The organism is Bradyrhizobium erythrophlei (assembly GCF_900129425.1).
GTDB classification, from domain to species: Bacteria; Pseudomonadota; Alphaproteobacteria; order Rhizobiales; family Xanthobacteraceae; genus Bradyrhizobium; species Bradyrhizobium erythrophlei_C.
The window spans coordinates 4011148-4032250 of sequence record NZ_LT670817.1 but is presented as its reverse complement, the minus strand read 5'-3'; the positions used below and the strand labels follow the sequence as shown (position 1 = coordinate 4032250).

Sequence of the window (21103 nt, the reverse complement as noted above, 5' to 3'; positions counted from 1 at the left end):
CCTTATCCACACGACCCCTGTGAAATGCTCCCTCTGCGAGGACTGCGGCTGGGTTTGTGAAAGCCACCCCGATAAACCATGGGAGGGTGAGCACGCCTGCACCTGCGGCGCCGCCGGGGCTCCTTGTCCACGTTGCAACGCGGGCGACGACGATCCGCGGATGCCGAAGGGCTTCAAGACCGAATTCGACAAGAAGGGCTGGCGCCATTAGCAACCGGGGTTGGGCGCGCGAATTCGACGAGCCGGTTTCGCTGCCCGGCGGCCGAACACTTCGCACCCTCCACGACGCGGCCAACTACATTACTGGGCTTCCAAAAAAAGAAGCCGCGCTGCCGGAGTGGCAGGCCGCGATCGAGGCGCTCATGCTCGTCGCCGATCGCGGCGGACCCACCATGTTTGCTCGGATCGGCGTGATGAGGGCTCTAAACCGACATGTCGAGCGCGTGGTCGATCCGTCACGGAAGGAAAAGCATTGGGGCAAGCGCAAACTCGCGCGCGATCGATGAAGCAGGAAACCGTCGAGGTCGCAGCATGAGTCGTTGGCGCCATCGGAGCAACTGGCGGGCGTCGCGTTCGCTCGGATGCACACCCGGTATTATCCGACCTAACTGCCTGCCGATATTCCTCGATGCGACCCAGTCAAACTGACGATGTCCGTTCATCGGGACAGACCGGACTCTCCGTGAATGGCTCTCCACTTCCGAGTTGGACCCGGAGCGGTCATTCAAGTCGCGGTTCGGCGCCGTTCGTGGTCATCCTCGAATCTTCCAAATGGCTCGTATATAGTTTTTGGCTCGAAGCCCGAACGCCGAGGTCGCGGTCATGCGGCAGATTTGGATCACGAAGATTGGCCCGCCTGAAGTTCTCGAGGTGAAGGAAGCGCCCGACCCGGAGCCCAAAGCCGGCGAAGTCCGGATTCGCGTCGAGGCAAGCGGGGTTAATTTCGCTGACATTATGGGCCGCTTGGGTCTTTATCCCGACCTGCCCCCCATCCCGGTCGTGCCTGGTTATGAGGTCAGCGGCCACATCGATGCTGTTGGTGCGGGTGTTGCACCGAATTGGGCTGGCCGTGATGTTTTAGCGGCGACCCGATTTGGCGGCTACGCCGATACTATATGCGTCCCGATCAACCAGGTTTTCGCACGCCCGCCTGGCATGTCGGCGTTGGAAGCAGCCTCGATCCCGATCAATTATTTCACTGCTTGGCAGCTTATCGTGGTCATGGGCGGCCTCAAGGCGAACGAGACGGTCCTCATCCATTCGGCCGGCGGCGGCGTCGGCATTGCTGCAACCCAGATCGCAAAACACATCGGCGCCCAAGTCATCGGCACTGCGTCCGCGGCCAAACATGCGGAATTACGCGCGCTCGGCACCGACCACCTCATCGATTACCGAACGGAGGACTTCGAGACCCGCACGAGGGAAATCACCAACGGCCGCGGCGTCGAGCTCATTCTCGACGCCGTCGGCGGCGAGTCATGGAAGAAAGGTTATCGCGTCCTCGCACCGACAGGACGGCTTGGCATATTCGGTATTTCCGCGGCCGTGAGCGGCAAGGAACGCAGCCTGCTCGGAATGCTGGCTACGCTTGCCCGCGCCCCCTGGTTTCAGTTCAACCCGCTGTCGCTGATGAATGCGAACAAGGGCGTCTTCGGCGTCAACCTCGGCCATATGTGGGGTGAGATCGATCGCCAGCGTCAGTGGGCCGATCAGCTATTGAACTTGTGGACACAGGGAGCCATCAAGCCGAAGGTCGCGCGCACCTTCCCGTTCGCCGAAGCTCCGCAAGCGCACCATTTCGTCCAAGATCGCAGGAATATCGGCAAAGTCCTTTTAGTGACGTAACTTCATTCCTGATCACTTCCGCGAATGTTCTGCTCGACCTTCGGGAGCTTCATGACGTAGCTGGCGACGTCTTGCAGCGTCACGAGCTGACGGCCGCGCGCAAGCGGGATGGGGTCTTCGAACGCTCGGTTCCAGCCGCGATCAGCCTTCACGCTGCCGCCCTGTCTTCCTTGTCGGCACCGCGAGCGACAATCTTGAGCGCGTCATCCGGCAGCGGCCTTTGCAGTGCCCGCGCCTCATCCGATGGCGCGCGCATCCACACGTCGCATTCTTCCTCGGTGATCAGGATCACATCTGATAGGCCGGTGAGTTCTCCCGATCCGTCCTTGTCGTCTCGACGAGCGGCTCAGGCTGTATGCCGAAGAGAACTTCCATAATGCTTGAAGAAGAGATCGAGCTTCACAGGTTCGCCGGTATCTCGCCAGAACAGTCTTTTACCGAGGCTGGCCGCCACCGCGAGGCGGTGGTGGCCGCCGATTAGAATATGGTCATCCGTTGCTTTGGCGATGATCTCACCGGCTTCGTCCACGATGGTTTTCATGGGCCGCCTCCAATCCAACGCGCCGGTCAGCGCCGCCGCGATGGTGCGCGATCTATCTAACCTCGTGCCAGGCCCGGCGTTCCAACCCCCATGAAGATCACGGCTTCCGTATTCGGCCTGTGGCACATCGCGCACCGACCTTTGTGTACCGACCGGCATAAAATTTAGGGCGATATGATAAATTGCAAACATATTTAAGTTCCACGGTCGCGCAGTCCCCGCGCACGGTCACCCTCCCAAAGGACCCTGCCGACCGATTGCGGAGGGCCGCCATCCTTCGACGGTTCGCTGGAGCTATCGTTAGCTCCGGGTTCGCTGGAGCGGCGCGCCGCTCCGTTTCGCAGGCCAGCGCACCGCGTCACCATCGCCAGCCGTCGCTCGTCACCTCGACCTCGACCAACGACGACAACAGCGGACAGCACTCACGACGACGGCGGCCCGGCAGGCAGCGCGCATGCGCGTGTGCGCCGCTGTGGAAAAGATGCAATCGCCAAAGTCGCGACGCGAATCGGTCGGCACAGAACAAGGCGCTGGGGGCTGCCATGACCGAGGCCCTAAATGTCCCGCTGGACCGACGAGGAACTCCGCGAGCTTATCACCTTGTGGCCGACACACTCGGTGTCGCAAATTGTCAAACGGCTGCACCGCCCGCGCTGGGCGATACGCAGCAAGGCAAAGCGGCTGTGCCTAGATGGACTGCTGCCGCACAATCCCGAGCATTTCGACGTAGATGCGCCAAAGCGGCCGATGCCGCAAAGCAAGATAGTGCCGCCGAAACCGCCGCTCGCGCCGGATCGGTGAACTGATCCAAGGCGCACATCCAGAACGGCGGCAGCACCCGCATAGGCAGGCGGGGCGCCCCATCCGGTCAGTCGCCCTTGAACTCGGTCCAGGCACCGGCGCTCGCACGGCGTATTACCTTTACCAGCACCGATTTGGCCTTCAGCGCCGCGCTCGATGGTCTTGGTATTGTGCTCGGCCGGCGCGGGTTTGTGGAAAACGACCTGCGCAAGGGCAATCTGATACAGCCGTTCGAGCAGACGGCCGATGCAGGCGACGGCTTTTACCTGATCTATCCGGATCGCCACCGGCTGCCGGCCCGGGTGCACAATTTCAGACGCTGGATCGTTGGCCAGTTCGCAGCCGAGCAGGCTTCGGCGTAATAGCTTTTTAAGGCGTGCCTCGCCTTGTAATCTACTTCAACGAATCCTTCGGCGGTGCCGACAAACAAAGGCCGATGCGCGTTGGTCGAAGGTTGCGTACGGCTTCTCACCTGACTTCCCCTTGCGCTCCCACAAACCAAACATGCGACTCTGTGTCTGAACGTTTTCATCTCGGGCGTGTAGGTCCGCTGCGGATTTCCCCGGCACGTCCACTCGGGCCAGACCGATCGCAATCAATTCACTACAGATAATCAAAAGATCCCGCTTCATTACGTCCGTTCGCTTTCTGGGGCAAAGCGGCAATTTGTGTCTGCTTCTGGGCCCACTCGGCCACCTTAGGCCACCTTAGAATGTCCGCCGTAGGGGCAAAGAGCCCGTGGCCAGAGTGCTTGGCGCCAACAACGCCTCATCGCCTACTCGCCGGCTGCGACGGGACTCGGATTTCGATGGGGCTATATGCCCGGGACTCAAAACTGACTTAAACTGGACTCACAATATATTTTACATACAGCATTGATATCATTGGCTTTTTGTATCCGGCCCGACTCGTAATTCGACTTAGGGCTCACCAGATTGCTGCGTAATCCAATTGAATCTGCGCCTCGTCCAAATGAATTTGCGCCTACTCTAAGCCGCTGGAAGACCTGCCGGAAATGCCGTTCGAGGCACCTGAATCGACAGATTTTCGGTTGCATTTTTGGTCTCGAATTGCACTCAAGGCGCGATCCGCGAGCCTCGAAATCGGTTGACCATAACGGGCGGGCGTGAGGTCGGAGCCTCCAAATTCTGTAGGGCCAAGGCAACCTGCTCGCGTGGGACGCTTTCGCCGAAGAACACCACGTCCGGCTTGAGAACGCCGCCGCGGGATGCTCAAGACGGCACAGTGAAACCCGAGAAGTCCAGTTGGTCGAGGTCGGCGTCGCCGTCCGGCAGCGCGGTCGCGTCGAATCCCGTCCAGGCGGCGTTCAGGCCGATCAGCCTTTCCTGGAAGTCGGGGCGCCGGATGGCGGCCGAGCATTTCATGCAGGGGACGGGGTCAAGCCGCCCGTGGAGGTCTATCACCGCCCTGCTCCCGGCTGTGCCTGTCGTAAATTAGATCCGGGCGTATCGGTGGTGGAGTCCGCCTAAGATCGGGCGACAAAGAATGTGCCCGGCGCGAGCGACGGCGCGTGAGACCGGTGCATCTTTCTCCAGGGATAGATGCGTGCGGGTCCCATTGTAATATCTCATGTAACAGAGCGGTAAGTGATGGGGGTGGCGTTCGCTGAATACAATGACGTGGTCAACGCATTCCCGTCGGATCGAACCGATCAGCCTTTCGGCATAGCTTCCGCGACTCATTGCATGCGACCGCACTCTGGCATCCGATCTGCATCCGCCTCTTGGAGTTAGAGTTAGAAGAAGCGTCTACTGTTTTTGACAAACGCTGTAGAACGAACCATTGGCCGCATCTATCCGCTCAAGGCATTGCGACGGATCGGTCACCTTACCGGCAACCGTGAAATCATAGCCCTGATTCTTCAGAGCAAGAACATAGCGGCCCGCAGGAAGCGTGAAATCGGGATCCTTTGGCTGCACCAGAACCATTTCGGAGTTTCCAGCAATCGGCCGAACCCTAAACTCATATGATAGATTCCGAATATTCCAGGCGTCCGAAACCGGCGAGAAATTCGGCTTTCCCTTGGCATCGAACGTCACGGCACGCATCACCCGGGCAACCACACGCACCTCAATCTGATCGAGCGCGTCGCCCGCAAGATCGCGGCGGAACACCACGAATTTTGTTTTTCCGTCCGGAAGAGTCGTGCGGCTGAACTGATTGACAGGTGTCGAGATTGCAACCCGCTTATCCGGCACCAGTGCGGGAAGAGTTTGGAGTTCGCTCAGGCCGGCATTACTTACGGCGTACACGCCGTAGTCGGTCGGCAGCGGAAAAGGCGGCGCACTCGATGAAGCAGCCGCCGTCTTCAAGTCGGCTGCCACGGGTGTTTGAGCCGGCTCCGAAATCAACGGCGGAGCTACCGGCTTTGGAGGCGTTAAAACTATCGCTGAAAGTAAATTCTCTCCCGCCCCCAACAGGGACGTTCGCTCCGTATAAACTGCCAGGCCCAAACCGAACAGCAAGATTCCGATCGAGACCCGAGCCAGCCTGGATACCCGCCCTCGCATTTGCACTTCTATAACCGGCTGCACTTCAGGCCGCCAATAAGCTTCTTTTCGCGTTGGAATGCCGTCTGGCGCTGAGCTTACCAGATGAACCGGTACCATCGACGTAGTCGTTGCTTCGACTGGCGAACTGCCGAGCGCCCTATGCGCGGATGCAGTCGAAAGCTGAAGCCGCTCCTTCTGGTCGCTGCGTGCCGAAAACTGCTCGACTCCCTGGATGGCCTTCTCGAGCGAGGCCGAAAGCCGCTCTCGTTCAGCTTCGTCGGCCCATGAGGTAGCGGTCTTCAGTCTGGCGCGCGCAAACTCGTAGATCGCCAAACGCATCTGGGAAGGATCTTCCTTCGCTATATTGATCATCTGCGAAAGAATCAGGGCGTACTCGATCTCTCGCGCATGGGGCGAGACCATATTGTCATCTTCGATGCTTGGAAATTCGGGTTCCATGACCGTGTTGGGTTTGATTGACAAAACTCTATCGAATGCAGCACCCGTGTAATCGCGGAAAAAATGGGCCTTTCTACGTTCGCAACCCTTGCGGCACCAACCCACGCGCACGATCGCGGCTATCGTCCATTCTGGAAGCCCGTCAAATTGACTGGGCAGCGTTAGTCTAAGGTCGCGGTGGAGGTCGACGGTAGCGCCGCTTATAAGGTTAGAGAGAGCGGTTTCGGGTCGCAGGAACTCGAAGCCCGATGATTCGCTCGCAACAACCTGTTGTTTGAACTGCAACGGGTCGTCATCATCTGGGTACACGACTCTGACGTTGCTGTCACGAAATCCTACTGCGAAATAGCGTCGCGAGTGATCCGGGTGAACAGCCGCGCGACTCATACGGGCTACCGGGCCTTCCTTTCCAGCGATGCCTCGTAAGCGCTCGATCGATGCTTGCAAGCGAGGTTTCTCCGACGCCGCCGCCGTTGTGCGTACCGAAAACGCTATCCGGGTTGATGACGTGATGGAATCGCCTAAGCTCGCGGAAATGATCTGGCTTTTGTGTTTCGGTTTGGCCGCCTTGACCTCGCCATTCAAGTCGACGACCCGGCTTGAGGCCGAAAATGCCGCGCTCCGACATCAGTTGATCGTTTTGCGGCGCAAGCTGCGCGGGCGCGTCAAACTTGCCAACAGCAATCGCTGGTTCTTCATTCAGTTATATCGCTGGTTTCCGTCGATCCTGGTGGTCCTCACGGTCATCCGTCCCGAGACGCTGGTTGGTTGGCATCGGGCCGGCTTTCGCAGCTACTGGCGCTGGAAATCACGATCATTGGGAGGGCGACCACAGATCGAGAGGCCAGGCCAATGTCGGGAGTGCTCATGCGCTAGGTTCTCCTTGATGTCGGGGTTGAGGAACGTGCTGCGGACGGCCACCGCGTTCTGCAGATTCAGACTGATAAGGCTGGCAAAAGTGTCGTCACTCTGCCGGCTGCGGCGCATAGAACGTATGGTCTGCGACGGTGGGAACGGAGCGGCGCACATGGCAGAACCATGGATACAGTGCAGGTAACACCAGCAACGTGAGTAGCGTTGCGCTTATCAGGCCTCCGATGACGACCGTCGCCAGCGGGCGCTGCACCTCTGCACCCGAGTTCGTCGAGAGCGCCATTGGCAGGAAGCCGAGACTGGCCACAGTCGCCGTCATCAGCACCGGGCGCAGCCGCGTCATGGCCGCCCGCCGGGCCGCGGCGGCCACGGCGAGCCCCTCCTTGCGCCGCTCCTCCATGTAGCTCACCATCACGACGCCGTTCAGAATGGCGATGCCGAACAAGGCGATGAAGCCGACCGCGGCCGAAATGCTGAACGGCATGCCGCGCAGCGCGAGAGCGAAGATTCCGCCGACCGCTGCAAACGGCACGTTGAAAAAGATTAACGTCGCAAGCCGTGCGCTGCCGAACATCAGATAGAGCAACACGAAGATGACGGCGAGCGCCACGGGCACGACAACGGACAGTCGCGCCATGCCCTGCTGCAGGTCTTGGAAGCTCCCACCCCAGGAGATCGTATAGCCCGGCGGCAGGCGGACTTGGGCCGCGACCACCTGCCGCGCGTCGGCCACGAAGCCAGCGAGCGGTCGCGCGCGCACATTGGCCTGCACCGTGATGACGCGTCTGCCTTCCTCGCGCTCGATCTGGGCTGGGCCGGGCTCCCAGCGGATATCGGCCAGATCGCCGAGAGCAACCGAAACGCCGGCGCCGTTGTTCACGCGCAGCGCGCGGATATGGTCGATGCTGTCACGGTCCTGCGGAGCGAGCCGGACGCGGATATTGTACCGCTCGTCGCCGTCCTTCATGGTGCCGACGGTGCGTCCGCCCAGCGCTTCGACGAGATCGAGCACCTGGGTCGCATTGAACCCGCGCCGAGCGATCTCGCCGCGATCGACGATGACGCGGAGATACGGCTGACCAACCGTCTGTTTTGCCTGCACGTCGGCCGCCCCGGGAACGGCCGAGACCACGCGCGCAACCTGGTCGGCGAGGTCGTGGAGTGTTGCCGTGTCGGTCCCGTGGACGACGATGGCCAGGTCGGCCATCACACCCTGCAAGAGATCGTCCATGCGCATCTCGATCGGTTGCGCCCAGCTTTGCGTAATGCCGGGCACGCTCTGATCCAGTGCCTCCTTGTATGCTTCGATCAGCCCGGCCTCGATCTGCGCGGTGCGCCATTCCGATTTTGGCTTGAGAATGATGAAGGTATCGCTTTGCTCGACCCCCATCGGGTCGGTCGGAATCTCCGAACTGCCACCGAGCGTGGTGACAGTCTCGACCTCGGGGAATTTCTTGAGCGTCTTCTCCACCATGGTCTGGGTGGCGATGGCGGATTCGAGCGAGATGCCGGGCAGCTTGGTGGTCGTTACGGTAAGGGCGCCTTCCTCCAAGCGCGGCAGGAACTCCGCACCGAGACGGGAGCCGATCACGAGGGCGCCGCCCAGCATCAAGGTCGCCACAAGGATGGTGATTCCGGGATGGTGCATCGTCCTCGCGAGCACTGGCGCGTAACCGCTCCTGGCCACACCGACGATGCGGCTGTCCCGCTCGGCGACCGGCTTGCGCAGGAAGAACGAAGCGAGCACCGGCATCAGCGTGAGCGTTAGCGCCAGCGAGGCAGCCAGCGCGAACATCACGGTAACCGCCATCGGGCGGAACATCTTGCCCTCGACGCCCTGTAGGCTGAGGATCGGCAGATAGATCAGGGTGATGATCGCGACCGCAAAGGCGACCGGGCGCGCCACGTCGTGCGCGGCCTCGCGCACCACCTGCTCGGCCGGGAGAGATGGCGCCTCCGCGCGACGGCGCACGATGTTCTCGATCATCACCACCGCGCCGTCGACAAGGAGCCCGAAATCGATGGCGCCGAGGCTCATCAGGTTGCCAGACAGCCCAGTGAAGTACATCGCAGTGACGGCGGCCAGCATCGAGAGCGGGATGGCAAGCGCCACGATGACGGCAGCGCGGAAATTGCCCAGCAGCAACAACAGGACGGCGATGACCAGGAAGGCACCCTCGGCCAGGTTGTGCGCCACCGTCTCCAGAACGCGGTCGATCAGATCGGCGCGATTGTAGTAGGGAACGATGCTGACCCCAGGCGGAAGCGTCTTGTTGATCTGCTGCACGGCGGTGGCCAGCCGCTGGGCGACCACGCGCGTGTTCTCGCCCAGCGTCATCAGTGCGACGCCAACCACCGCCTGCCCGTCGCCTTGGCTGGTCACCGCGCCGAGCCGCGGCATCGGCGCCTCCACAACTTCTGCGACGTCCTTGACATAGAGCGGCGCCCCGCCGGCTGCGGTGCGCAGCACGATGTTGCCGATGTCGCCGATCGATTGCAGCAGCCCTTCGCCGCGGACGACCGCCTGCTCACCATTGCGGGCGAGCGTCGCGCCGCCGATGGCACGGTTGTTCTGCGCCACCGCGTTGTAGATGTCCTCGATGGAAAAGCCAAAGTGCATCAACGCGTTCTCGGAAACTCGGACCTCGTAGGTCTTGAGTTCGCCGCCGTTGACGTTGACCTCGGTGATACCCGGGACCAGCTTGAGCTGCGGCGCGACCTGCCAATCCAAGATCGAACGCAACTGCATGAGCGAGTAGTTCTTGCCCTCGACCCTGAACTGGTAGATCTCGGAGAGGCCGTCGGAGAGTGGTCCGAGCCTGGGCGTTCCTGCCTCTGCTGGCAGCGCTGTCTGGCTCAGCCGCTGCGCAACCAGCGTGCGGTCGGTCAGGATGTCGCCGCCGTCGGCGAATTTCACATAGATGACGGACAGCCCATAGCGCGAGATCGAGCGGTAGCTCGTCATGCCCGGCAGACCCTGCAAGGCCAGCTCTATTGGCAAGGTGATCGAACGCTCCACGTCCGGCGGGGCCAAACCCGGTGCCTGGGTCGTCACCAGCACCTGCAGCGGCGAGATGTCCGGGTCGGCGTCAAACGGCAGGCGTTGCATGCTCAAGAGGCCGGCAGCGACGAGCGCGGCGATGAGCATGAGCACGAGCATGCGGTTACCAAGGGCGGCATCGACAATCCTGTTGATCACGGTGATGTCTCCCTTAGCCCTGGTCCGGAATGGTGGACTGCATCAGAGCCGCCTTGAGCCAATAGCTGCCCTCGCCGACGACCGGCGTCCCAGCCGCGAGCCCGCTCGCGATCTGGGTCTTTCCGTTTGCGACCGGGCCGGTACGAACCGCACGCCAGGCGAACTGGCGATCTCCTGTCAGAATGAACACGACGCTCTGCCCGTTGACTTCCTGCAGGCTTTCGCTCGGCACCATGACGGCGTCGCCGCCCTGGGGTGAGAGAATGGTGACGCTGGCGAACATGTTGACGCGCAGCGCGCCGTCCGGGTTAGGGATCTCGCAGCGCACCTTGGCCATCCCCGTCGTCGTCTCGATCTGGTCGGGGATGTAGATGACACGGCCGGTAAAAACGCGACCTGGAAAGGCGCTCACTCTCACCTCTACTGCATCGCCCACCTTGACTGCGCCGAGATCCCTCTCCGCTACGTCGGCTTGGACCCAGACGGTCGAGAGGTCCGACACGGTCAATATCGACGTCGCCGGATCGATGATCTCCCCTTTCGCAACAGAGACCGAATCAACCACGCCGGCGAATGGCGCGACAATGGCGCCCCGCGAGCCGAGCGTCGGCTGAGCGCTGGAGGGGTTTGCGTCTGCGGTGGCGGCCCGCATCGGCAAGAGCCGCGCCTCTTCCTCCTGGTACTGCTGCAACTCGGCTTGCTTGGTGCGGAGTTCGGCTTCCATGGTGGCGACGGTGGCGCGCCGAGCCTCGACCTCGGCCTGCGTCACGAGGTCGTTGCGAATAAGGTTTGTCGCGCGGTCGTAAGCAGCACTTGCCGCTCTGAGTTGCGCTTGTACCTGACTGAGCGCCGCCTCGGCGCTCAGAACCTTGCTGCGGGCGGCACTGAGGTCGAAACTGTCGAGGACCGCCAACCGCTGACCTGCTACGACCCGATCGCCGGCGTTTACATCGAGTGCTTCGATCCGGCCGCGCGCCACGGGCCTGATACGGGCGAGGTGAAGCTGATCGTAGCCGACGCTACCCGTCGCCGACACGGCACGAACCAGCGGACCGGACTTCGCCTGTCCGATCTGCAATTGCAGGTTCGCGAGCTTCGGCTCGGAGAGAGTAATTGTGGCGGGCAGCTCCGGATGGGCGGTGACTGCCGCCGGGACGCTCACGGGCGCCGCGATCGAGGCGGACGGCAACGAGCGGCCCGCGGCAAATCCCGCGGCCAAGGCGATAGCGACTGTCGCGACACTGAGGAGCAATCGGCGCTGTGTAAGCGGCAATGCCCGACGAAGAGGCAACAGGCCATGACCGGCCTCCGACCTATTGATCGCGAAAGCGTGAGCTGTGCGTGATAGGCTTGTATGAATCATTTCCCGCTCCGAAGAAAACCGTTGGTCGGCACCGTTAGCGGGCTTTTCTGACGCGGGCCTGAAGACTATCTCCGTGACATTCAGGTTGGCTTCAGCTTTCTCCTTCAACTACCTTTCATGAGCATCGTGAGCGGACCATGCGCGTCTTGCTGATTGAGGACGAGCCGCATCTCGGATCGGCTGTGCAGGAGCATGTTCGTGCGGCGGGACACGCCGTCGACTGGTTCGAACGGCTGGAGCCGGCGGAGCACGCGGTGCGCACGGTCTCCTATGACGCGCTGCTGCTTGATCTGCACCTGCCCGATGGGCGGGGTCTGGATTTCCTGCGCAAACTTCGCCGCCGTGGCGATGCGCTGCCAGTCGTCATCCTCACCGCGCGCGACCTCGTCAGTGACCGGATCGAGGGGTTGAAAGCGGGCGCCGACGATTACATCGTCAAGCCGTTCGACCTCGACGAAGTAAGTGCGCGTTTGGAGGCGGTCAGCCGCCGGTACTTCGGCAAGGCGGTACCGGTCCTCCAGGTCGGCCCAGTGGAGCTGGAATGGGAATCGAAAGTCGCGCGGCTGGAGGGGCGACCAGTCGAACTGAGTGCGCGGGAGTGGGCCGTTATTGACGTGCTGGGTCGACGGCGGAAATCGACGGTGTCGAAGGAGCAGATCGAGGATGCGCTGTACGCGTTCGGCGAGGAAATCGAGAGCAACACCATCGAAGTTTATGTCAGCCGCATTCGACGCAAGCTCGGGCGGGATTTCATTCGCACGATACGCGGTCTCGGCTACCGCTTGGGAGACTAGGACGTGGCGGGAAGGAGTCTGGTCTCACGGCTGATCTGGATGCTGGCCTCGTCGATGGCGGGGCTATGGCTGCTGGGCAGCGTCGCCGCTGGCGTGCTGACGGTATTCGAGGTCCACGAGAGGCTCGATGACGCGATCGAGGAAGTCGCACAGCGGCTATTGCCAGCGACCTACGATGCCATCCAGCAACCGCAGGCCATGCAGCAGATGGCCAAGCGCCTGGTCGCAACGATGGATCCAAGAGCCCTAGCTTATCAGATCGTCGGTCCGGCCGGCGAGATCATCATGCGCTCCGAGAACGCACCCCAGACGCCGTTTCCGGTGCCGCGCCAGGCTGGATTTCACGACATCCCGCAGTACCGGGTCTATTCTCAGCCAGCGGCTGTCGATGGCTATTTCATCGAGGTTGGCGAGCCTGCCATGCACCGCTCCGAGTCGCTGCGGCGAGCCGTCGCGCTTACCGTCGGGCCGCTATTGCTGTTCCTGCCGCTGTCCTGGTTCTTCATCCGCTGGGCGGTGTTCCGGAGCATGCGATCGCTGGACCGGCTCCGGAGCGAGATCGGCCGTCGCGACGGCTCCAACCTGTCGCAGATTCCAGACATGGGCCTGCCCACCGAGCTCGCTCCGATTGAGGCTGCAGTGAACCGGCTCCTGGAGCGGCTGGCGCGTGCCTTGGCTACCGAACGCCAGTTCGCGGCGAACAGCGCGCACGAATTGCGGACGCCGATCGCAGCCGTGCTGGCGCAGATGCAACTGTTGTCGACCAAGCTCACGGCGTCGCCGCATGCAGTGCGCGCAGCGCGAATCGTCAACCAGATAAAAAGTCTCGGCAGCCTCGCCGAGAAATTGCTCCAGCTGTCTCGGGCGGGGGCCGGCGTCGGGTTGCTGCGCGAACGCATTGACATATTGACCGTCCTACAAGTCTTGGTCGATGAATTTCGCCGACGCGAGGACGTGGGCGACAGGCTCGTCGTCGCCGCCGAATGCCCAGACGAATTCATCGTGCAGGGGGAATTGGACGTCCTCGGCATCACGCTGCGCAATCTGATCGAGAACGCCGTGCGTTATGGCGATCCCGGTGAGCCGATCGAGATCGTCATCGATCGCGACCGGCAGATTCGCCTGCTCAACGGCGGTGCTGTCATTCCATCGGAGACGCTCGAAACTCTGAAGAAGCCCTTCATACGTGGATGCGCGGTCGGCGCGGGTGGCGGCCTTGGGCTCGCTATTGTCGACAACGTCATGAAGCAGATCGGCGGCAGCCTGACGCTCATTTCCCCTGTCATGGGCCGCGTCAGCGGCTTCGAGGCGCGCCTCGTTTTCCCTGAACCAACTTGAAGTCTCCGGGCCTGTATTCGCGATTCCGGCATGGCAGTCGGTCGTGCCACAGCTTGTCCCGAAGCAGGAGTTGACCGCGGCGGCGGCGAGCAACGGCGTCGGCGTCGACATCAGCGGGGCGATCGGACCTGCGCTTGGCCGCGTAGTCATCGGCGGAATGGGCATCGCTGCGCCGTTCTGGATCGACGCGTTTGGCACCGCGGCGAAGCCAAAGGTCACGCACTTCACGCCGCCAGCTTGGCAGTGCATCCGACTGAATGAACGGCCTGGCGAATTGACCGGGCGTAAAGTTTCCTTGTCCGGGTGGAGAATGTCTTATTCAGACGACGTCGGGTGTTGGATTCGTCATTGCCACCGGCGGCTCAATGATGGCAACTTGACCCGGTCGCGGTGTTCCACCGTGGTGCTACACCGTCATTTTCCGCCGGTTCGAGAAAAGCCTGTTTTTGACGAGTTCTGCGCTGTCCAAAATCGATGGCGGAGAGAGATCGCGAGTGGACCTCGCGCAACCTATCGAGCCGGGTAAGCTTGGAGACGGCCTAAATTGAAGTAGTGGTCCGGCCACCGTCACCGCTGGCTGCCGTCGAAGGACTGGAGACCCACGTGTCGCAGTTGCCTGGCGACGCTGATTCATCGCCGCCTATTTTGATATCGAAGTGAGCTGCGCGCCGCGCCCAGACTTCGGCCTCCGCCTCCCAAAACGTTTCATCTTCGTGTTCCATCTTGGCGCGTTGTAGGCAGAATGCTTGCATAGCTCGATAACGGATTAACTCGTCCAACGCATGCCCCCTAAGCTTGTTTGCTCGCGTCCCGGATCGAGGTTCCATTCCGGCACGGGAATTTTTCACGAGCGAGCCGCTAATGAGGCCCGCACTTACGTTGGCCGTCTACACCCATTTGGGTTAAACTCGAAAATATCCAGAAATAAAGGATCAAGCTGATCAATGGCTTCATGGGATTTTGCCTTAGTTGAACAACGCTTTGCTGAAGCGGCTTTAGACCCCAGCCGGTGGGTTACCGCTCTAGAAGCGGTGACCGCGGCGACCGAAAGCTTCGGCACAGTGCTGATACCAAATACCGGCGGCTTGCTGCCAAACGTGCCGTTTACAGAGCAGATGGGACCTTCGGCAGACGTCTACTTTCGTGAAGGTTGGTATCTACGCGATGAACGAAACAACGGCTTTGAAATCATGCGGAAGCGCGGGGTCGTTGATGACCTGGATATCATCAGCGTCGATCGCATTAAGACGCATCCGTATTATCAAGAATTTCTCGCTCCGCACCGGCTACGATGGTTCGCTGGCGTCAAGGTCGCCTGCGCGGAGGATACGTGGTGCCTCTCCATTCAACGTACGATCGATCAGGAGCCATTTACGACGCAAGAGAAGCAACAGTTGACCACACTCTCTTCTCGTCTGTCAGCAAGTGTGGCATTGGCGCGGGCCTTGGGTGCATCGGCGTCGACGGGCTTGCTAGAAGCCTTCGAGATTAGCGGCACCGCAGCGATCCTAATCAATCGGCTTGGCAAGGCGTTCAAGCTGAACCAGACGGCCGAGAGAGTTTTAGCCAGTGATTTTCAGATTTCAAACGGGAATCTCGTTTCAAAAGACCTCAGGGGATCAGCCGAACTAAACCAGGCGCTACGTCAGTTGCTGTGGAATAGCACAAGCGGTCGATTTTCCCCGCCTGTTTGTTTCCCGCGGGCCACGGGCCGTCCTTTGTTGGCCTATCCGATGCGGCCATCGAGCTTAGCTGCTAACGCGCTTGCAGACTGTCAGGCTATCGTCATCTTCGTCGACCTAAATACAGTGGCGCGCCCGTCCGAAGAGGTGTTAAAATCTGCTTTCCGATTGACGGAGGCTGAGGCGCGCTTAGCTGCTCGCATCGCCGCGGGCGAGAGCTTGGAACAAATAACGGATAGCCTTGCTATCGCTAAAGAAACAGGTCGGAGCCGATTAAAAAGCATTTTTGCAAAGCTAGGCGTTAATCGACAGGCAGAGCTGGTCGCCGTTCTTTCATCTCTGCTGGGAAGAAAATAAGTCTCACAGTTTCATGTGCTCGGCTTTCACAGACGATCATGACTATTGTCCGTGCCGGCCACGAATTAAATCGATAGAGCACATACGAAGAGCAGTCGTCGCGCTCCTCGCCCACAACCGACGCGGAACATCCTCGTCATTCACCTCATCAAATCGAGGACGGCGTTCGCGGACTTCAGCGCGCACTCGGGATCGTGTGTGTACCGAAAACCTTGTCCGAGTTGATGACGTGATGGAATCGCCTAAGCTGGCGGAATGATCGGGCTGCTCTGTTTCGCTCTGGCGGTCCAGAATGGCGGCAATGCCGCGGCGACCCTTGGAGGTTCTCTCGCGTCGCTTGCGCGAGATATGAAGCGCGCCCCCGATGACGTGCCGGACGATTGGTCGCCGCTGCTTCGTTCCGTAAACCACGTAGATCACATACTCGACGAACGGTGGCTTCGCGCCACAAGCAGCCCTTGGAACACCCAGGTATTTTCTAAACAGGGAGGAGGCCCGCCCATATGTTGCTAATATCCGGTGCATCTGCCTCTCGGGAGTAAACCACCGCTGCCTGCTTGAGCACCCTACCCCGCCGTCGGCGATTCCGTGGACGTCTTCACGGGTCGACCCACATCACACGCCGGCTCGAATATGGACACCTTTCGTCATTTCAACCTTGGGGTCGAATACGGCGAATCCTTGGGCCTTTGGCGCAACCAAAAATCAAGCCATCGGAAAGAGAAATCACACGGATCAAAGGCATTGAAGAAGCGGATCGGATGCCTCGCGCGCGTGCCAGCGGTCGATCCACACTACGTCGGACAATGGCATCCGCGGCAGCCAGCCGGCTGTTTCCAGTTCCGGCTTCCGAAGGAAATGCGTGACATAGCCGACGCAGAGATAGGCGATCGGCTGGATCGACGGCGGGATGCCCAACGCCCCGCGCAAATCATCGTGCCTGATAATACTGACCCAACCGACGCCGATATTTTCCACGCGGGCGGCAAGCCAGAGGTTTTGCACCGCGCAGACCGCGCTATAGAGATCCATGTCGGCCTGATGGGTTCGCCCGAGCCCGACCGCGCCGGTGCGGCTGCGGTCGCAGGTGATGCATATCCCGATCGGCGCTTCGACGATTCCCTCCAGTTTGAGCTGGCGGTAGGTTTTCTGCTTCTCGTCCTCGAACATCCCGGCTGCTTCCAGGTTTGCGGCCTGAAACGAGTCCCGCACCCGCTGCTTGATGGCGCTGTCCCTGACGACGATGAAGTCCCAGGGCTGCATGAAACCGACCGACGGTGCATGATGAGCCGCCGTGAGAAGGCGCGCCAACACCTGATCTGGAATCGGATCAGGAAGAAACTGCCCGCGCACGTCGCGGCGGTTGAAGATGCATTTGTAGACGGCGTCTCGCTCGTCGGCGGAGAACTCGGCGTCGCCCTGAATGTCGTTGGTTTCCATCGTCTTCTCTTTCCGTCGCGGGCGCCGCCATGGTGCCGGACAACTTGACTGCAATTACGGCATCGGCAACGCCGTCGATTGCGGCGCTACTTCACTTCGTCATCTGTCGGGATCGGATTTGCGCAGCAGGTACGTATCCATGATCCAGCCGTGCTGTTCACGCGCGCGCCGGCGCACCGCCTCGATCTCGTCTTTGACGTCAGCGAGTTTACCTGAAATCAGGATTTCGTCTTCGGTTCCAAGATAGGCCCCCCAGAAGATATCGAGGTCCGGTTCGCCCAGGCTCGCAAAAGCCTGTGCGCCGTCGAGCAATACGACCACGCTGCCGAATTCGCTCGGGAAACCGTCGGCGAGGTTGCGTCCGGTGGTCAACAGCACACTTTCCCCGATTCGATTCAAGGCGATGCAATGTTTAGCCGCCAAAACCTGCACGCTGCTGATCCCGGGAATCACCTGAAAGTCCAGCGCGAGCCCTTTGGCGCGCACGCGTTTGAGAATCCGCAGCGTACTGTCGTAGATCGCGGGATCGCCCCACACCAGGATGCCGCCGACTTCTCCTTCTTCAAGCTCGTGCTCGAACAGGCGGCCATAGATGTCGGCGAGGCGGCCATGCCATTGGTCGACGCCGGCGAGATAGCCGCCGGTGGTCGCCCGCTGCGGGATATCGACGTCGATCGTGCGGTAATCCGCATTTTCGATGAAGCGCTCGCAAATTGTAGTTCGCAAATCACGCAAGGCGGCCTTCTCGGTCCCCTTGTCGGGAATGAAGAAGACATCGACTTGATTGAGTGCCTTGATCGCCTGGATGGTCACGTGATCAGGATCGCCGACGCCGATGCCGATAACGAATATCTTTCGCATCTGTCCCTCCGGGTAGCAGTTCGATGTACGCAACGTTTCAACAGTTGACGCAAACGACGCGCCAGCCGTTCGTCAACCGATCGATCCTGGTTAGCGACAACGGATCGATCGCGAAGCGCAGCGCCGGTTCCGGCGCGATTTCGAGCGCGATGGCAAGTGCCGCCCGCACCGTGCCCGAATGCACCACCAGTACGACGTCGCCCGCCGGGAGCCTCGCCAGGCCATCGCGCACGCGGACGATCTGGTCCGCAAAACTTTCGCCGCCCGGTGGCTCGCTGTTCGCAGGCGCCCGCCAGAAATCACGATATGCGGCGCCGAGCTCGCGGGTGAGATCTCCATGACGGCGTCCCGTCCAGTCGCCGAAATTCTGCTCGCGAAAGTTTGGCTCTGCCGTCGGCCGCAGCCCCAGTGCGGCCGCCGTCTGGAGAGTCCGGAGACTGGGACTGGCGAATTGCGTAGCCTCCGCCGGTAATTTCGCACGCAAAGCGGAGAATGCCGCGTCATCGCTGGTGTCGGCGGCCACGTCGGAATCGTGGATCACGCCCCTGGATCCCGCAACCGGCGCGTGCCGAATCAGCCACAGACGATGGTCCTCGCTCATGGTGATGCTCTCACGACAGCCGGGCGGCGAGCATGATCAGCACCGCGGTTTCCGCGACCTGCTCGGTTGCACCGAACACGTCGCCGGTCACGCCACCGATCTGGCGCCATGCCAGCAGCGCCATCGCCGCCGCCCCTGCGACCGTTACCGCCAGCGCCAGCAATGCCTCCTTCCCCGACAGGCACAGCAATGCGATCACGGCGGCGATGATGATCGCCGTTATAGCGCTTGCCGCCTCGGGCCGTCCCGCAGATTTGCCGAGCCCGTCGTCGCGGGCGAACGGCATGCGCGCCGCGAGTACGGGAATAGCTGCCCTGCCGAGCGCGTGCGCTACCACGAGGCCCGGAACAATCGCGACCGCAGGCAAACTCGCCAGCGCCGACAACCTCGCCGAAAAGCTGACGAGCAAAATAATCGCGCCGTAGGTGCCGAGCCGGCTGTCGCGCATGATCAAAAGCTTCGTAGCCCGATCGCGGCCACCGCCAAACCCGTCGCCGACGTCGGCGAGGCCGTCCTCGTGCAGAGCGCCGGTCAACGCCGCGCCGGCGCCCAGCGCAAGCGTCGCCGCTACTAACGGTGGAATGCCTATCCCCAGCAACGACAGATCGGCGAGCCCGACGACCAGGCCGATTACCGCGCCGACTAGCGGGAACGCGCGCTGGGCGCGCGCCAGACCAGCAGGCATCACACCGCCCAGATGCGGCATCGGCACCCGCGTCAGCAGGCCGGTGGCGAGGCGAAGATCGTCGATCCAGTCCCCGGCAATGGCGGCGATCCGGCGCGCCATCATTTCAGCCGCACGCTGCAGCCGGCGACCATCAGCCATGCCTCAGAAGCCCGCGCCGCAGTGCGCTGGCCGAGCAGGCCGAGCAGATCGCGAAAGCGGCGTAACTCCTTGTCCATCGGCACCGGTCCCCAGCCAATCTCGTCGCCGACCACTATGACCGGATGCGGGGCCGCGCGGAAGCCATCAAGCTGGCGCTCCCACGCGGCGATAAGGTTCGCATCGTCCTGACCGAGGCGATCGGCCAGCCACAGCACGATACTGTCGATCACCGCGCCGGAGGGCGCCGGCCGCAAATTGGCGAGCCCCTGCGCGATGTCGGCGGGCGCCTCGAGCGTCCGCCACACGGCCGGGCGCTCGGCACGGTGGCGCCGCACACGCTCGAGCATTTCGGCATCGCTCGCGTCGGACCGATAGGTCGCGATGAACACCACGCCTTCGCCCCACGCTTGCGCGATCTCAACCGCGCGGCGACTCTTGCCGCTGCGTGTCGGTCCGGTGAGGAAAATCAAATCAGCCATGCTGACGATCCGCCGCTGGCGTTTCCAACGTTCCGGCCAGGACGTCCGAGAGATCTGCCATCCCGGTCAGGATTCCGGCGGCAGCCCGCAGCAGCGGCACCGCCATGACAGCACCAGTCCCCTCGCCGAGCCGTAGCCCCAGGTCGAGATAGGGTTTTGCGTCGAGCACCTCCAGCAACAGGCTGTGACCGCGCTCGGCGGAGCGATGCGAAAAAACGCAGTAGCCGCGTGCCGCGGGCTGCAGCCGCACTGCGACCAGTGTTGCCACGGTCGCGATGAATCCGTCGATGATCACGGGCCGGCGACGCCCGGCACTCCCGAGCACCGCGCCAGCCATCATCGCGATTTCGTAACCGCCGAATTCGGCCAGCACGTCGAGCGGCGACGTCGCGTCGCTGCGCGAGGCCGCTCTTTCCGCAACCGCGAGCTTGCGCGCGATCCCGGCCGCATCGAGACCGGCGCCGGCGCCGACGCAGTCGGCGAGCGGAACCGGCGCGAGCCGGTGCATCAAGAGTGCCGCCGATGTCGTGTTGCCGATGCCCATTTCGCCGATCGCCACCACGTCGGTGCCGGCATCGATCGATGCCGCGACGATCGACGAACCTCGCGCCAGGCAATCGCTCGCCTCCCGAGAGGTAAGCGCCGATTCGCGCGCGGCGTTGCGGCTGCCGCGCCGAATCTTGGCGTCGATCAGGCCGGGATGCGCGGGAATGTCGCCGTCGACGCCGGCATCGATCACCTGCACGTCAACGCCCGACGCCTTCGCGAACGCGTTGACGCCGGCTCGTCCGGCAAGGTAGGTCGCGACCATCGCGCGGGTGACGCTCGCCGGATATAGCGAAACACCCTCGGCCACGATGCCATGGTCGGCAGCGAAGACGAAGACGGCAGCGCGCCCGGTGCGCGGCACTAGCGGGTGCCAGATCAGGCCGAGCTGGACCGCGAGATCCTCAAGCCGGCCGAGCGAGCCGAGCGGCTTCGCCTTGCCGTCAATTCGGGCACGAAACTGCGGCTCGAGCGATCGATCAATCGGTTCGATCTGCAGATCATTCGATTCAGCGGACGACGCTTTGGTTCGCATTGGCTTTGCTCAATAAGATAAAGGACGAAACGAGCGCGCGGCCGCGCCGC

At 61.8% G+C, this 21103-nt stretch carries 21 protein-coding genes; 8 read left to right on the top strand and 13 right to left on the bottom strand.

The window, feature by feature from the left end; genetic code table 11:
- Window positions 1-362: 362 nt before the first annotated feature.
- A complete protein-coding gene (locus tag B5527_RS47370; protein WP_338065114.1) occupies window positions 363-506 on the top strand; it encodes a hypothetical protein in 144 nt (47 codons plus the stop codon).
- 364 nt (window positions 507-870) lie between these two features.
- A complete protein-coding gene (locus B5527_RS19145; RefSeq protein ID WP_197689315.1) occupies window positions 871-1845 on the top strand; it encodes a synaptic vesicle VAT-1 family membrane protein in 975 nt (324 codons plus the stop codon).
- A gap of 2 nt (window positions 1846-1847) precedes the next feature.
- Here the strand turns inward: B5527_RS19145 and B5527_RS44170 are convergent, their stop codons facing one another.
- From B5527_RS44170 to B5527_RS19140, 3 genes are read right to left on the bottom strand one after another with little or no spacing between them, the layout of a single operon-like run.
- Entirely contained in the window at window positions 1848-1997 is a 150-nt protein-coding gene (locus tag B5527_RS44170; RefSeq protein WP_154072366.1) for a hypothetical protein, read from the bottom strand.
- Window positions 1994-2137, bottom strand: a complete 144-nt coding sequence (locus B5527_RS44165; RefSeq protein WP_154072365.1) for a hypothetical protein — start codon at window positions 2135-2137, stop codon at window positions 1994-1996. The genes B5527_RS44170 and B5527_RS44165 overlap by 4 nt, the downstream gene beginning before the upstream one ends.
- 54 nt (window positions 2138-2191) lie before the next feature.
- The gene (locus tag B5527_RS19140; RefSeq protein WP_074271120.1) at window positions 2192-2386 is read right to left on the bottom strand and encodes a hypothetical protein; all 195 of its coding nucleotides are present in this window, start codon (window positions 2384-2386) and stop codon (window positions 2192-2194) included.
- A gap of 558 nt (window positions 2387-2944) precedes the next feature.
- Between B5527_RS19140 and B5527_RS19135 the strand changes: the two genes are divergently transcribed.
- Entirely contained in the window at window positions 2945-3187 is a 243-nt protein-coding gene (locus B5527_RS19135; protein ID WP_079602915.1) for a hypothetical protein, read from the top strand.
- Window positions 3188-3264: 77 nt separating this feature from the next.
- Window positions 3265-3549, top strand: coding sequence for a LysR substrate-binding domain-containing protein (locus tag B5527_RS19130; RefSeq protein ID WP_172842597.1), 285 nt, complete (start codon window positions 3265-3267; stop codon window positions 3547-3549).
- 870 nt (window positions 3550-4419) lie between these two features.
- On the opposite strand, the gene B5527_RS44160 is transcribed toward B5527_RS19130, so the two are convergent.
- From B5527_RS44160 to B5527_RS19105, 4 genes are all read right to left on the bottom strand, one after another.
- Window positions 4420-4611 (bottom strand): hypothetical protein, encoded by a 192-nt coding sequence (locus B5527_RS44160; RefSeq protein ID WP_154072364.1) that lies wholly within the window; start codon window positions 4609-4611, stop codon window positions 4420-4422.
- Between the two features lie 345 nt (window positions 4612-4956).
- Window positions 4957-6744, bottom strand: coding sequence for a hypothetical protein (locus tag B5527_RS19115; RefSeq protein WP_245332650.1), 1788 nt, complete (start codon window positions 6742-6744; stop codon window positions 4957-4959).
- Between the two features lie 379 nt (window positions 6745-7123).
- Entirely contained in the window at window positions 7124-10231 is a 3108-nt protein-coding gene (locus B5527_RS19110) for an efflux RND transporter permease subunit (RefSeq protein ID WP_079602910.1), read from the bottom strand.
- 13 nt (window positions 10232-10244) lie between these two features.
- Window positions 10245-11393 (bottom strand): efflux RND transporter periplasmic adaptor subunit, encoded by a 1149-nt coding sequence (locus B5527_RS19105; protein ID WP_172842596.1) that lies wholly within the window; start codon window positions 11391-11393, stop codon window positions 10245-10247.
- 338 nt (window positions 11394-11731) lie between these two features.
- Between B5527_RS19105 and B5527_RS19100 the strand changes: the two genes are divergently transcribed.
- The 4 genes from B5527_RS19100 to B5527_RS19085 all read left to right on the top strand — a co-directional run bounded on the left by B5527_RS19100 (window position 11732) and on the right by B5527_RS19085 (window position 15765).
- On the top strand, window positions 11732-12388 hold the full coding sequence (locus B5527_RS19100; RefSeq protein ID WP_079602908.1) for a response regulator transcription factor: 657 nt from the start codon (window positions 11732-11734) through the stop codon (window positions 12386-12388).
- A gap of 3 nt (window positions 12389-12391) precedes the next feature.
- Window positions 12392-13726 carry a histidine kinase dimerization/phospho-acceptor domain-containing protein gene (locus B5527_RS19095; protein WP_154072363.1) on the top strand — a complete coding sequence of 445 codons (1335 nt, stop codon included), beginning with the start codon at window positions 12392-12394 and terminating at the stop codon, window positions 13724-13726.
- Between the two features lie 43 nt (window positions 13727-13769).
- On the top strand, window positions 13770-14252 hold the full coding sequence (locus B5527_RS46375; protein ID WP_245332649.1) for an MFS transporter: 483 nt from the start codon (window positions 13770-13772) through the stop codon (window positions 14250-14252).
- 418 nt (window positions 14253-14670) lie between these two features.
- Window positions 14671-15765, top strand: a complete 1095-nt coding sequence (locus B5527_RS19085; protein WP_079602905.1) for a helix-turn-helix transcriptional regulator — start codon at window positions 14671-14673, stop codon at window positions 15763-15765.
- Between the two features lie 735 nt (window positions 15766-16500).
- Here the strand turns inward: B5527_RS19085 and bluB are convergent.
- The 6 genes from bluB to cobT all read right to left on the bottom strand — a co-directional run bounded on the left by bluB (window position 16501) and on the right by cobT (window position 21053).
- On the bottom strand, window positions 16501-17205 hold the full coding sequence (gene bluB, locus B5527_RS19080; protein WP_079602904.1) for a 5,6-dimethylbenzimidazole synthase: 705 nt from the start codon (window positions 17203-17205) through the stop codon (window positions 16501-16503).
- A gap of 99 nt (window positions 17206-17304) precedes the next feature.
- Complete coding sequence (cobF, locus tag B5527_RS19075; protein ID WP_079602903.1) at window positions 17305-18066, bottom strand: precorrin-6A synthase (deacetylating); 762 nt, start codon at window positions 18064-18066, stop codon at window positions 17305-17307.
- A gap of 37 nt (window positions 18067-18103) precedes the next feature.
- Window positions 18104-18667: a histidine phosphatase family protein gene (locus B5527_RS19070; protein WP_079602902.1), complete on the bottom strand. Its 564-nt coding sequence runs from the start codon at window positions 18665-18667 to the stop codon at window positions 18104-18106.
- A 10-nt stretch (window positions 18668-18677) separates the two neighbouring features.
- Entirely contained in the window at window positions 18678-19493 is an 816-nt protein-coding gene (gene cobS, locus B5527_RS19065; protein WP_245332648.1) for an adenosylcobinamide-GDP ribazoletransferase, read from the bottom strand.
- On the bottom strand, window positions 19454-19972 hold the full coding sequence (locus B5527_RS19060; protein ID WP_079602900.1) for a bifunctional adenosylcobinamide kinase/adenosylcobinamide-phosphate guanylyltransferase: 519 nt from the start codon (window positions 19970-19972) through the stop codon (window positions 19454-19456). Before B5527_RS19060 ends, cobS begins: the two co-directional genes overlap by 40 nt.
- Window positions 19965-21053, bottom strand: coding sequence for a nicotinate-nucleotide--dimethylbenzimidazole phosphoribosyltransferase (gene cobT / locus B5527_RS19055; protein WP_079602899.1), 1089 nt, complete (start codon window positions 21051-21053; stop codon window positions 19965-19967). The genes B5527_RS19060 and cobT overlap by 8 nt, the downstream gene beginning before the upstream one ends.
- Window positions 21054-21103 lie beyond the last annotated feature (50 nt).